This is a genomic window from Prevotella sp. kh1p2, from assembly GCF_900111525.1.
Classification (GTDB): Bacteria; Bacteroidota; Bacteroidia; order Bacteroidales; family Bacteroidaceae; genus Prevotella.
Genome location: NZ_FOHY01000021.1, coordinates 1 through 13,210 on the forward strand (window position 1 = coordinate 1; position 13,210 = coordinate 13,210).

Sequence of the window (13,210 nt, forward strand, 5' to 3'; positions counted from 1 at the left end):
CAGACATGGTCATCAGCAGGTCAAGCGTCAGACCGCTCTCCTGATACCTGCGCACATACTTGCGCACAGTGTTACGCGAGAGATGAAAAGCACTAGAGATGCTTTTTATACTCATTCCAATGGCGTAACATCGCAATAAATTTCTTAACTTTGTCATTGAATTCTGTAGTTTAACGTTTATCCGCCAGTCAGGACGGCAACACAAAACTACAAAAAAGCCCCTGAATGGCAATCGCATTCAGGGGTCAATTTTATTTTGCCGCAGAGGGTCATTCTTATTTTGCCCGTAAGGGTCAACGTCGCTTGCCCTCGGGGGTCAAACGCGCTCGGCTTTTCCAGACGCCCGTTCACGGTGTTTGAGGGCAAGATCCTGCATGGCCCTCCCCATCTCGTCCTTCTGTGCCAATAGCAGGATGTCATCATCAAGCTGCAAAGCATAGAGTACACGCAAATAGATACCGATGGCAACAGTAGGAGTACCTTTCTCAATTCTAGCTATAGTTATGGGTGAACAGGTTGCGCGTTCAGCCACCTGCGCTACACTAAGGTCACGACGCAATCTTGCTAACCTTATTTGTTCGCCAACTGTCTGCATCTTCTGTTCCAGTTTTCGGGGCAGTTTATTACCCATCGTTGTTTTGCTCATATCGGAATATAACTTTATATTACGAGTACAAAATTAGGGGTTTTTCTCTATTTTATGTTATATTATCGTAATATTAATGATTTTTATAAGCCATTTTTAACAATTCAGCACCTGATTTAAGCCATAACAGCATATAATTAGTTCTGATTATAACTAAACATAACGATTCCATATAATTGATTTACACACTTCTACATAAAAGATGAAAGAGGAGGTCTTTGGTTTTATCATACTTTTGCATCGTTTTAATGGTGCATTAAAATGACGCAGATTGGTTAAAACGAAAGATATTGCCATATTAGGTCAGAATGAATATAAGGTGAGCTTGCACACTTAATTGAACAATCTCTATAGAATTGAAACATTTTGGTGTTTTCGAAGGTTTTTGGCAAAAACATTTTGGTGTTTTCGGAGGTTTTTGGCAAAAACATTTGCGTAACCCAAATTAAAAGACTATATTTGCACCCAAAATAAGGCAATACTTAATAAATATGGAGCGAATATTCAAAAGAAAGCTTTATGACCGTCTTCTCGAATGGAAACGAGTTCAAAACGGCAAGTCAGCCATCTTGATTGAAGGAGCACGACGTGTCGGTAAATCAACACTTGTCGAACAGTTCGCCAAGAATGAATATGAATCCTACATACTCATTGACTTCAACGAGGCATCTGACGAGGTTAAATCCTTGTTCAATGACCTAATGAACAAGGATTATATCTTTCTTCAGCTGCAAGCACTGTATAACGTAGTATTGAAAGAGCGAAAGTCTGTCATTATTTTCGATGAGGTGCAGAAATGCCCCCTTGCCAGACAAGCAATAAAATACCTTGTTAAGGACGGTCGTTACGATTACATTGAAACAGGTTCTCTCATCAGCATAAAAAAGAACACGAAGAACATCACGATTCCAAGTGAGGAGGAGCGTGTCACTCTTTACCCGATGGATTATGAGGAATTCAGATGGGCTTTGGGAGACGAGGCAACAGTACCTTTGCTTCGAACTTTCTATGAAAAGCGACTCCCGCTTGACAGAGCTCATCGCGACAAGATACGTGATTTCAGATTATACATGCTGGTTGGAGGTATGCCTCAAGCCGTGAATGCATATATTGAAACCAACAATTTCAGTATGGTGGATCATGCAAAGCGCGGCATCATTAAAGTTTATCAAGACGATTTTCAGAAACTTGACGAGACAGGTCGTCTGGAAACGCTCTTTATGGAAATCCCGTCTCAACTCAGCCAAACAAACAACCGCTATAAACCATACTCCGTGCTAGGTGATGTTGATGACGATAAACTGCTGGAATTGCTGAAAGACCTTGAAGACAGCAAGACGACACTCTTCTCCTATCATTCCAATGACCCTAACGTAGGCATGTCGCTGACCAAAGACAGTTCTAAGTTTAAGATATTCTGTGCAGACACCGGACTGTTCGTAACACTTGCATTTTGGGACAAAGACCATACAGAGAACGTCATCTACCAGAAACTGCTGAATGATAAACTGAGTACCAATCTGGGCTATGTCTATGAGAATATCATTGCACAAATGCTGGCTACTTCAGGAAACAAGCTGTTCTACTACACATGGCCCAAAGACGAGAATCACAATTATGAGATTGATTTCCTCCTCTCACGAGGCGCAAAGCTTCATCCGATTGAGGTCAAATCTTCTGGTTACAGGTCTCACAAATCTCTCGATGTATTCTGCAAGAAGTTTTCACACATAGTCGAACGACGGTATCTGATTTACACAAAGGATTTGAATAAGGATGAAGATACTCTTCTGCTTCCAGTTTACATGACACCTTTCTTATAAGGTTACTTGCAACTATAGATGTTCACCTCCTACGAAATCAAATGCAGTATGTTCTCTCAATTCTTAGAAATATCTTCTCGTTTAATCAATGCAGACAAGGCCAATGGTGTAAAACGCTTACTTTTTTCGCCATAATATATTGAGCATATGATCTCAATATTTAACGAAACAACCATCCAAATGAAAGAATGAAAGAGCATATTAAAAAGATTAATAGAGGTTATATATTTCTTTTAAACTGGCTTAAATACTATAGTTTCACCTGATTTTAGCCTTCTTGAAACATATTGCCCTTAATAAATGTTAAATACGTTAAAAATGAGGTTTTTGAAAATTATTTTGAGCAGTTTTAGCTCTTTTCTACCGTTTAAGGGCTAAATATCTGATAATCAAAGTTTTCGATTTCCTGCATCGGTAAATAATTAACTATTACAAACGATTACCAAGAAACGTGAAAAGCCGCTGGCGTTTTTATGGAATATGTTTACTGTACTGAGCAGCGGCCGGCAACGAGGGTATTGGCGGATAGTGGAAGACGGGGTGAGGATATGATTTCGAGGGGCTGTTTGATGTCTTCGTGAACTTTCGACACTTGTCGCACATGAATTTGACACTTGTCGCACGATTATGCGACAAGTGTCGAAAGTTCACGAAAGACAGATCCGAGACTCACGGAAGAACTCGGTTTCACCCACGCTGATAACACAAACCAAACAAGAAGAGATGGAATTTAAAGACAAAGTAGCCATTGTTACGGGTGGCGCGCAGGGCATCGGGAAGTGTATTGCCGATGAATTCAGAAATGCCGGCGCACAGGTGTGCGTCATAGACAGGCAACCGGGCAACCATTACGTGGGAGACATCGCCAGCAAAGAGGTGATGGAAGCGTTCGCCCGCGAAGTTACAGGGAAGTACGGACGGGTAGACTGCATTGTCAACAATGCGCTGCCGCTGATGCGGGGCATTGATGAGTGCACGTTCGAGGAATTCCAATACGCCATGACTGTGGGCGTTACAGCCCCGTTCTACCTCGTTAAACTGCTGAAGGAGCACCTCTCCAAGGGGGCAAGCATCGTGAACATATCGTCGTCGCGCGACCGGATGAGCCAGCCGCAAACCGAGAGTTACACCGCTGCCAAGGGCGGCATAGCGGCGCTCACCCATGCGCTGGCGGTGAGCCTTGCGGGAAAGGCGCGCGTAAACTCAATTTCCCCGGGCTGGATAGACAACGATTATACGGTCTATAAGGGCGCCGACGCCCTGCAGCAACCGGCCGGCCGCGTGGGCAATCCGCTGGACATAGCCAACATGGTGCTGTATCTCTGCTCCGACAAGGCCGGATTCATTACCGGCGAAAACATCTGCATTGACGGCGGCATGACCCGACTGATGATTTACCACAACGACAACGGCTGGAAATTAACGTACTGAACAGCGTCCGGAAGACGGTAAGGAAACAAAAAAACGGAGCAGACCAATTGGCCTGCTCCGAAAATAAGACGTGCCCAAGGGAGCCTTTGCGCTACTCTCCTTTGAAGAGTTCCTTGATGCCGCCGATAGACCCCATGAGGTTGCTCGACTCGTAGGGCAGGAATACCGTTTTGGTTTTGTCGCCGCTGGCCACCTGGTTCAGCATCTGGATGTACTTCTGCGCCAGCAGATAGTTGGCCGGATTGGTGCTCTGCCCCACGGCTTCGGTTATCTTCTGAATGGCAACGGCCTCGGCTTCGGCCTTGCGGATGCGGGCTGTGGCCTCACCTTCGGCCCGTAGAATGGCCTGCTGCTTGTCGGCTTCGGCACGGTTGATGGTGGCTGCCTTCTCGCCTTCGGACTGCAAAATCTGGGCCTGCTTGTTACCCTCCGACGTGAGGATGGTGGCGCGCTTGTCGCGCTCGGCCTGCATCTGTTTCTCCATCGCCTGCAATACACTTGAGGGTGGCGTGATGTCCTGCAGCTCTACGCGGTTCACCTTGATGCCCCATTTGTTGGTGGCATCATCGAGTACGCCGCGCAGCTTGGTGTTAATGGTGTCGCGACTGGTCAGCGTCTGGTCCAGTTCCATTTCGCCTATGATGTTACGGAGAGTGGTCTGGGTGAGCTTCTCGATGGCATTGGGCAGGTTATTAATCTCGTACACGGCCTTGAAAGGGTCAACTATCTGGAAGTACAGCAGGGCGTTAATCTGCATCTGGATGTTATCCTTGGTAATTACATTCTGCTTGTCGAAGTCGTACACCTGTTCGCGCAGGTCGATGGTGTTGCTGTACACGTAGCGCCCACGGGTGAGTGTGACGATGGTCTTGGCGCGGTCGATGAAGGGGATGATGATGTTGATGCCCGGCTTCAGGGTGGCATAATACTTGCCCAGACGCTCAATGATTTTGGTTTCTGACTGGGGGATGATGACGACAGCCATCTTGACGAAGATTAAAGCCAAGACGACGATGATGATGAGTGCATAGAATCCGATGTCCATATTGCTGTTTTTATTAAGTGTTTATACTCTTTCTACGGTCAGTACGATGCTTTCCATCGCAACTACCCGTACCCGTTCGCCCTTTTGCAGGGTGTCGGCCTCGGTGGTAACGGCCTTCCATTCGTCGCCGTCTATCCTCACATAGCCGCTGCCCTCGGGTTCTACAGCCTCTATAACCACGCCCTCGCGGCCTATCAGTGCTTCGGCATTGCTGGCGCGTTCACGCTCTTTGCCGTGCAAATGGCGCAGCAACGAGGGGCGGATAAAAAGGATGCTAAGCACCGAACACACTGCAAACACCAGTACCTGGAGCCAGAACGGCGCCGCCGCAAGTGAAGGGATGATACTGCACAAGGCTCCGATGGCAAAGCAGGTAACAAAGAAATCGCCGGAGCCAAGTTCGATAATGAGGCACACCATGGCAATAATCGTCCACAGGAGCCACAGGTTTTCCGTCAGGTATTCAATCATGGAAAGATGTTTTTTGCATTTTCGGATGTAAAGATAGCTATAATTCTCTTATCGCCAAAGAATTATTTGCAAATTTCAAATGAAAGGCCTATATTTGCAGCATATATGTTGTGCAGCGCTCCGCGTGCACCTGTCTGCCTGCCGCTGCACGCCAACATGCTTACCGCAAAGTCATGGGCAAACTCATTGTCGTTATAATCTTAAGTGCTATAACTATGTCAAGCTGCAATACCAACAGTAAGTCGATACCACGCATCAGACCGATGGCCGTGGCCGGACAGTTCTACCCCGCCACCGCGGAGGAGGCACTGCGCGAGCTGCGTGACTTCGAGCACGCCGCCGGTTCCGGGAATGAGCAGGCTGATGGCAATGCTCCGGCACTGCAAGCCCTCATCGTACCCCATGCCGGATGGGTGTTCTCCGGCCGGGTGGCCTATGCTGCCGTGGCGCAGATACCCCGCGGCGCTAAGTATGAACACATCTTCCTGCTCGGCCCAAGCCATCATGTGGGCTTCGACGGGGCATCGGTTAACACCGCCTTCGACTGTTACCAGACGCCGCTGGGCCATGTGCGGGTAGACCGCGAGCTGTGCGGCAGACTCGTAGACCGCAACGGCTGCTTCACCTGCTTAGACTCGGCACACACGCGGGAGCACTGCCTCGAAGTGCAACTGCCACTGCTGCAATATCGCTTCGGCGGCGGAAAAGCAGACGGAGAGGCCATGCCTCCCATCGTTCCCATCATCATCGGAACGCAGCGTCAGGCCGTTCTGCAGCAGATAGCAGCGGCACTGAAGCCTTATTTCAACAGCCGGAATCTCTTCGTAATCAGTTCAGACTTCTCCCATTACCCGTCTTACGACGACGCTAATGCCGTTGACCGCCGGACGGGCGAGGCCATCATGACGGGCCGGTTAGCCGATTTTCTGAAGGCTATTGACGAGAATGAGGCCCTGCAGGTGCCCCGACTGGCCACCTGCGCCTGCGGAGAGAGCGCCATTGCCGTGCTGCTCATGCTCTGCGAAAGCAACCCGGCGCTGCGTTTCCATCACGTCATGTACCACAACAGCGGCGACTCTCCGTATGGCGGCAAGCGTGAGGTGGTAGGCTACCACGCCTTCGTTGTGTCGGCAGCATCGCACCACGAGGCGGCACAAAGTGCCTTCTCACTCACCGAAAAAGACAAACAGACGCTGCTCGAGTTGGCCCGTTGCAGCATACAGAAAGATACAACAAGGTTGGCGGAACTGCAATCGCAGCTTGCCGGCAACCGCACGCTACACTTCCGCACGGGGGCATTCGTCACGCTGACCAAAGGCGGCCGTCTCCGCGGCTGCATCGGCCATTTCGGTTCCGACATGCCGCTCTGCGAGGTGGTAACGCAGATGGCGCATGCCGCTGCCTACGAGGACCCGCGCTTCACGCCCGTTGAAGCGCATGAATACAGCGACATCGAGATTGAAATCAGCGTGCTCACCCCACTCCGCCGCATCCATTCCATCGACGAGTTCACCCTCCACAAGCAAGGCATCTACATGCGCAAGGGATGGCGTTCGGGCACTTTCCTGCCCCAAGTGGCCGACGAGGTGAGCTGGACTAAGGAAGAATTCCTCGGTCACTGCGCCCAGGACAAGGCCGGCATAGGCTGGAACGGCTGGCGAGATGCCGAACTATACACCTACGAAGCAATCATTTTCAAGTAACAACTCAGCCATCCGTCATGGTGACAGAGGCTCATATAAAAAACAGAAATAATAGTATGACTCAAGTCAAGGAATTCAACGACCTATCTACACTACTCCGGGAAAAAGGCAAACGACACCGTGCAGCCATCGTTTGGCCACAGGACAAGGCAACGCAAAGGGCGGTATATGAAGCCACCCGCAACGGGTTCATAGCCCCGGTACTCATTGGCTGCAAAAAAGAAGTGGAACAGCAGGAACGCTACCGGCAAATAGCCGCCCAGTGTACGTTCATGGATGCCGGCGATGCCGATGCCGCTGCACGCCAAGCGGTGGCTCTTGTCAGGGCCGGAGAGGCCGACTTGCTGATGAAGGGATTTATCAACACAGACGTTCTGCTGCATGCAATACTCAACAAGCAGAACGGGTTACTGCTGCCTGACCACGTGCTCACACACATCGCCGTGACCGAGATGGCAGGCTACAGGAAGCTCATCTTCTTCACCGATGCTGCCGTAATACCTTACCCTACACACGAACAACGCGTGCAGCAGGTGCAGTACATGGCCGTTTTCTGCCGCCTTTGCGGCATCAGCAGGCCACGCATCTCGCTCATACACTGCTCGGAGAAGGTGGATGCCAAGTACTTTCCCTTCACCGTGGGCTATCAGGAAATTAAGGCGAAAGCGGCCGGCGGCGAGATGGGCGACTGCATTGTAGACGGCCCACTCGACCTGAAGACATCGTGCAACCGCGAGAGTATGTTCGTAAAAGGCATCAGTTCGCCCATAGAAGGCGATGCCGACGCACTGATATTCCCCGACATCGAGGCTGCCAACCTGTTCTACAAAACCATCACGCTCTTCTGCGGAGCATCCACGGCAGGCATTCTCCAGGGCACGATTGCCCCCGTAGTGCTGCCCTCGAGGGGCGACTCCTGGCAGTCGAAATACAACAGTCTTGCACTGGCAGCCATCGGTTGCCGTTAAATCATACACTATGAAACACATTTTAGTCATTAATCCAGGTTCTACATCTACCAAGATTGCCGTTTACGAAGACGAACAGCAGGTGTTCGTAACGGACATTGCACACTCGCTCGAAGAGCTCAGCCACTTTGAGCGAGTAGCCGACCAGCTGCCTTTCCGCGAACGACTCGTGGCCCAGGAACTGGCAAACAGAGGCATACCAATGGACTTCGACGCCGTGATAGGCCGCGGCGGACTGGCCAAACCGGTTGAGAGCGGCGTGTACCGCATCAACGACAAGATGATGGACGACAGCCGCAACGCCCTCCACCAGCATGCCTGCGACCTCGGTTGCCTCATCGCCTACGACATGGCTGCGGCCATATCGGGATGCCAGAGCTTCATGGCAGACCCCGGAACGGTCGACGAACTCTCGCCGCTGGCACGCATCAGCGGCTCGCCCATGCTGCCCCGCATCTGCATCTGGCACGCACTGAACCAGAAGGCCATTGCCCGCCGCTTTGCCCGCGAGCACGGAACAACGTACGAAGCGCTGCGCCTCATCATCTGCCACTTGGGCGGGGGAATCTCCATTGCGGCACATGTCAGGGGGCGGGCCATAGACGCCAACAACGCGCTCGACGGCGAGGGACCCTTCTCGCCCGAACGGGCAGGCTCGCTGCCGGCGGCCGACCTCATCCGCCTCTGCTTCAGCGGACGGTTCTCACAGGATGAGTTGCTCAGGCGGGTGGCCGGCGGCGCGGGGCTTACAGCCCATCTGGGAACCAACAACATGAAGGAGATTGGCCGACGGATAGCCGACGGCGACGAGCATGCCAAGCTCATCGTAGACGCCATGATTTGGCACACGGCCAAGGCCATTGTAGCGGAGGGGGCCGTGATTGAGGGCCGCCCGGACGCCATACTGCTAACTGGCGGCATGGCCCGCTCGGCCTACGTGGTGGAAAACCTGCGCAAGCGCATAGAGTGGCTGGCGCCAACCTACGTGTACCCGGGTGAGAACGAGATGCTGGCTCTGGCCGAGAATGCCCTTGCCGTGCTGCAAGGCGAGCGCGAAGCCAAGGTCTACGAATAGCCTGCCGTGGGCAAGCGGGCACTAAGAATGAAGTGATGAAAGAAGCTGAATACTATCACCCAACGGCCGATGGCGTAGTTTGCGACCTCTGTCCGCACCGCTGCCACATTCGCGAGGGCCAGCGGGGCATCTGCCGAAGTCGCCTCTGCCGGGACGGAAAGCTGTACTCCGAAGTCTACGGACGCCCCTGCGCACTGGCCATAGACCCGATAGAAAAGAAGCCGCTCCGTGCATTTCATCCCGGTTCCCGCTGCCTCTCGCTGGCCTGCACGGGCTGTAACTTCCGCTGCCTGAACTGCCAGAACCATGACATCTCGCAGGCACGGCCGGGCGAGGTGTACACTGCAGAGTACGCGCCGGCCGACATCGTGGCCATGGCCCGCCGCGAACTGCCCGCCGACCGGTACCAGCCGGCACCCATCATAGCCTACACCTACACCGAACCTCTTACCTATATAGAATATGTACGCGATACGGCAAGCCTGGCTCACCGGCAGGGCATGCTCAACGTACTGGTTTCTGCAGGCTACGTGGAGCCCCGCCCGCTGGCCGATCTCGCGCCCTGGCTCGATGCCGCCAACATAGACCTCAAGGCTTTCTCCGATGATATCTACCGCCGGGTGTGCGGAGGCAGCCTGCAGCCCGTGCTCAACACGCTGCTGCAACTGCAGGCAGCCGGCGTGTGGGTAGAGATAACCAACCTCATGATACCCACCGTGAACGACGACATGGAGCTGTTTGGGCGCATGTGCCAATGGCTCGTTGCCAACGGCTTTGGTGCCAACCCGCTGCACATAAGTCGGTTTTTTCCGCACCACAAGCTGCAACATCTCCGCCCCACTCCGCTCGATACGCTCCGCCAGGCCAGAGACATCGCCGCACGCGAGGGCATCAGCCACATTTACCTCGGCAACGTATGACGTGAGCCGACGCCCCGTTTTACGAACCCTTTACACGCAACCGACCCCGAAAGGCCACCTCGCCGCCAAGTCCGTTATACGAACCTGGCGCGGGCAGACGCCTTTCGGGGTCAGTTTGTTGATGGGTTTCGGTTTGGCTGAACAGGCACTTGAAGAACCTGCACGGCCTGCCTGCATGTTTATTTATACAGGCTGGAAGCCGATATTGTGCCCACGTTTTTCTTCGTGGTGGTCTTCTTCGCCGTTTTAGAGGCTGACTTCTTGGTCGTCGTAGGCGTTGTTACCTTGCCGCCGGCGGCCTTGTAATACTCCAATGCCTCGGGCATTTCGCGCTCCAGAGCGGCAATGCGCTTGGCATCCGACGGGTGGTCGGAGAACACGTCGCTACTGTTTCCCTTGCCGCCTGACATGCGCGTCCAGAACGGAATGGCCACCTGCGGGTCGTAACCTGCCATGGCAGCAAAGATGAGTCCCATGTGGTCGGCCTCGCTCTCGTTGTCGCGGCTGTACTTCAGGTTGCGGAACTGAAAGCCCTGCTGGGCCACCACGGCGGCTATGTCGCCAACGCCGGAGCCTACGGCAGAGTTGAGAATGGTGCCTACAATCTGCGTACCGTACTGCTGGCGTATCTGTTTGCTCATCTGCTCGGCACTGTGCTTGGCCACTGCATGGGCTATCTCGTGGCCCAGTACGATGGCCAGTCCGGCCTCGCTCTGCGTATATGGCAGCAGCCCTTCATACACCACAATCTTGCCACCGGGCATACAGAAAGCGTTGGCGGCCTTGTCCTGCACGAGGTTGAACTCCCAGCTGTACTGCTTCACCTCGTTTGCCAGGCCGTTGTTGCGCAGATACGTTTCCACGGCATTGGCCAGCCGCTGGCCCACGCGCCTAACCATGGCCGTGTTGGTAGAGCTGGTAGACTTCTTGGCACTTGCCATGTATTTGGTGTACTCCTGATTACTCAGGCTCAAAATCTGCTCATCGCTCACCAGCAAACTTTGCTTGCGGCCGGTAATGGGCACTGTTCTCGTGGTTCCGCAGGCTGCCAGCAGGGCAGTTGCCATCACGAGCAATAAGATTCTTGCTTGCTTTATCATCTCTCTAATTGTTTAAATGGCCTTGTAGCCTTTGGTTGAATTATGCTTGATAAGCTCGCGGAGGTTCATTTCCTTGTAGCCTTCTTCACCTACTTTCTCAAACTCCCGGAGTTCTTTCTCTTCCTCCTCGTTACGTTTGTAGACCACGTTGCCGGCCTTGAATTCGCAAACGGCCCAGCCTACAAGGGCGATAACGAACAGGGCGATTAGCCCGATTAAACCTGTACTCATTTGTGTTATGTTTTTTGTTTCTTTTCAGTTTCCGTGCAGCAGCCGGCCTTTCGGCCCCGCTCTGTCTTGCATTCAAGCCATGCGGAGATGCAACCACGCGGACGATGGGCGGCAGACAGTGCCTGCATACACCCTGCAAAGATAATAAAGATTTTGATAGAAGCGCATTTTTTAACGTACATTTTTCACTTCATCGCCCTACTTCCACCACTCGCCACCCATCATCCGCCACCCGACCGACAGGCAGAATGCGGCAAGAAACGCCCGACATTTTATTTAACAAAAGCCTTCGCGTGCTTGCGATATTTGCCACCAGCCTGCCGGATGACCGCAAATACGCAAATCTGGGGCCGTTGTTTAATTTGCTGATTATCAGAAACTTGTATTTCCAACGATAAAAATCAGGGGCAAAACGGGTTGAAACAAGAGCCTTCCACATCGTTTTTTGCCCCGTCGAAGTATATTTTCAAGCCGCCCGAAGCTATCCTTTCGGCGTGTTGGAGCTATCCTTTTGCCTTGTTGGAGCTATCCTTCAAGACGCCCGAAGCACATCCTCCGGACATCAACCCATCGTTTCCACGTATTCCGAAGGCTGCAACCACCCTCCCATTTCCTATTTCGCGCATTCCCGTTGCACCGTTTTCAGGCATCATTTCTTGACAAAACAAAACACCCAGCCAGCCTACCGCACAACACCATTAGAAGCAACTCTCTCGCCCGTCGGTTTCCTCTCGGTTCTTCGAATGTTCCAAAATAAAAAACAAGACATTAGTGGCAAACGTAAAAGCCCCGCTTCGCAGCGAGGCTATTACATATTATACAAAAACATTATGAATTTTACTTAGCGAACAAGATTAAAGAATCTATCCTATTGTTTATGATGATTGAAAGGCCGGAAGGCTATATGGCACGGTGGCAGGTGTGGCATTTACGCTGGCAATAGCGCTCGCACTGCACGCGGATATCATAGCCCAGCAGGGCTCCGAGGATGAAATCTTCTTCGGGCGTGAGCCGGTTGAGCGGCTTTGTTACCATGAGCCGGATGGCGTCGAGACACTCCTTGCGGCCGAAGAACAGGTTCACCCGGCTGTTTCCCACTGGCTGGATGACGTAGCCGATGCCCTGACGCGTGAGCCTGTCGACGGCAAATTCCTCATATCTGGCATTGCAGGTATAGAGCACCAGCTGCCTAACACCCTTGCGGTATTCGTAGATATGGTTCATCAGAACCTTGAGGTCGGCGGGCGTCATCATAGGTTCGGGCTTATCTGTGCTATCCAGGCGTCGATTCGCTCCTCGGTCTTGTCACTCTCGTTGAGGTCGTCGAGCGCCAGTCCTACGAACTTTCCGTCTTCCACAGCAGCGCTGTCGTCGAATGTGTAGCCATCGGCAGCAACGCCGTCGAGCACGTTTGCCCCGGCCTCTTGGGCCGCATCGCGCAGTTCACGCATGCCTCCGCAGAACGTATCGGCGTAAGATTCGCTGTCTCCACAGCCGAAGAGGGCCACTGTCTTGCCGCTCAGGCCGGCGTTCTTGAGCTTTTTTACACCGTCGTACCAGTCGTCCTGCATGTCGCCTGCTCCCCAGGTAGAGGTTCCGAGTATCAGATTCCCGGCCCCGGTAACCTGCTCTTCGGTGAGTTCTGCTACGTTTACAACTTCTGCACCCAGCTTTTCGCCGATGGTCTGGGCCAGCGTTTCGCACGTTCCCGTTGATGAACCGTAAACTACAATCGTCTTTTTCATTTTGCTTGTTATGCTTTTTTGTTTTTATTCTGATTACGATTGCAAAGATAAA

Annotated in this window: 14 protein-coding genes; 6 read left to right on the top strand and 8 right to left on the bottom strand. The window is 52.4% G+C overall.

The genetic code is table 11. The features are described from left to right. On the bottom strand, positions 1 to 238 hold a 238-nt coding region (locus tag BMW31_RS11365; RefSeq protein ID WP_317039784.1), incomplete at its 3' end, for a helix-turn-helix domain-containing protein. 78 nt (positions 239 to 316) lie between these two features. Beyond that, complete coding sequence (locus BMW31_RS11370) at positions 317 to 646, bottom strand: helix-turn-helix domain-containing protein (RefSeq protein WP_091825923.1); 330 nt, start codon at positions 644 to 646, stop codon at positions 317 to 319. Positions 647 to 1,137: 491 nt separating this feature from the next. On the opposite strand from BMW31_RS11370, the gene BMW31_RS11375 reads away from it, so the two are divergent. Together BMW31_RS11375 and BMW31_RS11380 are read left to right on the top strand one after the other, a co-directional pair. Then, positions 1,138 to 2,469: an ATP-binding protein gene (locus BMW31_RS11375; RefSeq protein WP_091825926.1), complete on the top strand. Its 1,332-nt coding sequence runs from the start codon at positions 1,138 to 1,140 to the stop codon at positions 2,467 to 2,469. A 723-nt stretch (positions 2,470 to 3,192) separates the two neighbouring features. Then, positions 3,193 to 3,900, top strand: coding sequence for an SDR family oxidoreductase (locus tag BMW31_RS11380; RefSeq protein ID WP_091825929.1), 708 nt, complete (start codon positions 3,193 to 3,195; stop codon positions 3,898 to 3,900). A gap of 91 nt (positions 3,901 to 3,991) precedes the next feature. On the opposite strand, the gene BMW31_RS11385 is transcribed toward BMW31_RS11380, so the two are convergent. Both BMW31_RS11385 and BMW31_RS11390 read right to left on the bottom strand, forming a co-directional pair. Further along, positions 3,992 to 4,945, bottom strand: coding sequence for an SPFH domain-containing protein (locus BMW31_RS11385; protein ID WP_091825931.1), 954 nt, complete (start codon positions 4,943 to 4,945; stop codon positions 3,992 to 3,994). A gap of 21 nt (positions 4,946 to 4,966) precedes the next feature. Next, on the bottom strand, positions 4,967 to 5,416 hold the full coding sequence (locus BMW31_RS11390) for an NfeD family protein (RefSeq protein ID WP_091825934.1): 450 nt from the start codon (positions 5,414 to 5,416) through the stop codon (positions 4,967 to 4,969). Between the two features lie 215 nt (positions 5,417 to 5,631). Here BMW31_RS11390 and amrB point away from each other — a divergent pair, with 215 nt between their 5' ends. The 4 genes from amrB to amrS are packed head-to-tail and all read left to right on the top strand — an operon-like array spanning position 5,632 to position 10,082. Next, complete coding sequence (gene amrB, locus BMW31_RS11395) at positions 5,632 to 7,119, top strand: AmmeMemoRadiSam system protein B (RefSeq protein WP_255404952.1); 1,488 nt, start codon at positions 5,632 to 5,634, stop codon at positions 7,117 to 7,119. Between the two features lie 56 nt (positions 7,120 to 7,175). After that, a complete protein-coding gene (locus tag BMW31_RS11400) occupies positions 7,176 to 8,087 on the top strand; it encodes a phosphate acyltransferase (protein WP_177166320.1) in 912 nt (303 codons plus the stop codon). Between the two features lie 10 nt (positions 8,088 to 8,097). Further along, positions 8,098 to 9,162 carry a butyrate kinase gene (buk, locus tag BMW31_RS11405; RefSeq protein WP_091825940.1) on the top strand — a complete coding sequence of 355 codons (1,065 nt, stop codon included), beginning with the start codon at positions 8,098 to 8,100 and terminating at the stop codon, positions 9,160 to 9,162. Between the two features lie 35 nt (positions 9,163 to 9,197). Then, complete coding sequence (gene amrS / locus BMW31_RS11410; RefSeq protein ID WP_091825943.1) at positions 9,198 to 10,082, top strand: AmmeMemoRadiSam system radical SAM enzyme; 885 nt, start codon at positions 9,198 to 9,200, stop codon at positions 10,080 to 10,082. A 179-nt stretch (positions 10,083 to 10,261) separates the two neighbouring features. Here the strand turns inward: amrS and BMW31_RS11415 are convergent, their stop codons facing one another. From BMW31_RS11415 to fldA, 4 genes are all read right to left on the bottom strand, one after another. Then, the gene (locus BMW31_RS11415) at positions 10,262 to 11,179 is read right to left on the bottom strand and encodes a M48 family metallopeptidase (RefSeq protein ID WP_091826112.1); all 918 of its coding nucleotides are present in this window, start codon (positions 11,177 to 11,179) and stop codon (positions 10,262 to 10,264) included. Positions 11,180 to 11,194: 15 nt separating this feature from the next. Then, positions 11,195 to 11,413, bottom strand: coding sequence for a hypothetical protein (locus BMW31_RS11420; protein WP_091825947.1), 219 nt, complete (start codon positions 11,411 to 11,413; stop codon positions 11,195 to 11,197). A gap of 900 nt (positions 11,414 to 12,313) precedes the next feature. After that, a complete protein-coding gene (locus BMW31_RS11425; protein WP_091825950.1) occupies positions 12,314 to 12,667 on the bottom strand; it encodes a DUF2023 family protein in 354 nt (117 codons plus the stop codon). Continuing rightward, positions 12,664 to 13,158 (bottom strand): flavodoxin FldA, encoded by a 495-nt coding sequence (fldA, locus tag BMW31_RS11430; RefSeq protein ID WP_091825953.1) that lies wholly within the window; start codon positions 13,156 to 13,158, stop codon positions 12,664 to 12,666. The genes BMW31_RS11425 and fldA overlap by 4 nt, the downstream gene beginning before the upstream one ends. Positions 13,159 to 13,210: the final 52 nt, after the last annotated feature.

What these genes read in the sequence shown, in the direction of transcription:
- BMW31_RS11370 (WP_091825923.1), bottom strand. Translation starts at nt 646, where the DNA reads ATGAGCAAAACAACGATGGGTAATAAACTGCCCCGAAAACTGGAACAG.
- BMW31_RS11375 (WP_091825926.1), top strand. Translation starts at nt 1,138, where the DNA reads ATGGAGCGAATATTCAAAAGAAAGCTTTATGACCGTCTTCTCGAATGG.
- BMW31_RS11380 (WP_091825929.1), top strand. Translation starts at nt 3,193, where the DNA reads ATGGAATTTAAAGACAAAGTAGCCATTGTTACGGGTGGCGCGCAGGGC.
- BMW31_RS11385 (WP_091825931.1), bottom strand. Translation starts at nt 4,945, where the DNA reads ATGGACATCGGATTCTATGCACTCATCATCATCGTCGTCTTGGCTTTA.
- BMW31_RS11390 (WP_091825934.1), bottom strand. Translation starts at nt 5,416, where the DNA reads ATGATTGAATACCTGACGGAAAACCTGTGGCTCCTGTGGACGATTATT.
- amrB (WP_255404952.1), top strand. Translation starts at nt 5,632, where the DNA reads ATGTCAAGCTGCAATACCAACAGTAAGTCGATACCACGCATCAGACCG.
- BMW31_RS11400 (WP_177166320.1), top strand. Translation starts at nt 7,176, where the DNA reads ATGACTCAAGTCAAGGAATTCAACGACCTATCTACACTACTCCGGGAA.
- buk (WP_091825940.1), top strand. Translation starts at nt 8,098, where the DNA reads ATGAAACACATTTTAGTCATTAATCCAGGTTCTACATCTACCAAGATT.
- amrS (WP_091825943.1), top strand. Translation starts at nt 9,198, where the DNA reads ATGAAAGAAGCTGAATACTATCACCCAACGGCCGATGGCGTAGTTTGC.
- BMW31_RS11420 (WP_091825947.1), bottom strand. Translation starts at nt 11,413, where the DNA reads ATGAGTACAGGTTTAATCGGGCTAATCGCCCTGTTCGTTATCGCCCTT.
- BMW31_RS11425 (WP_091825950.1), bottom strand. Translation starts at nt 12,667, where the DNA reads ATGATGACGCCCGCCGACCTCAAGGTTCTGATGAACCATATCTACGAA.
- fldA (WP_091825953.1), bottom strand. Translation starts at nt 13,158, where the DNA reads ATGAAAAAGACGATTGTAGTTTACGGTTCATCAACGGGAACGTGCGAA.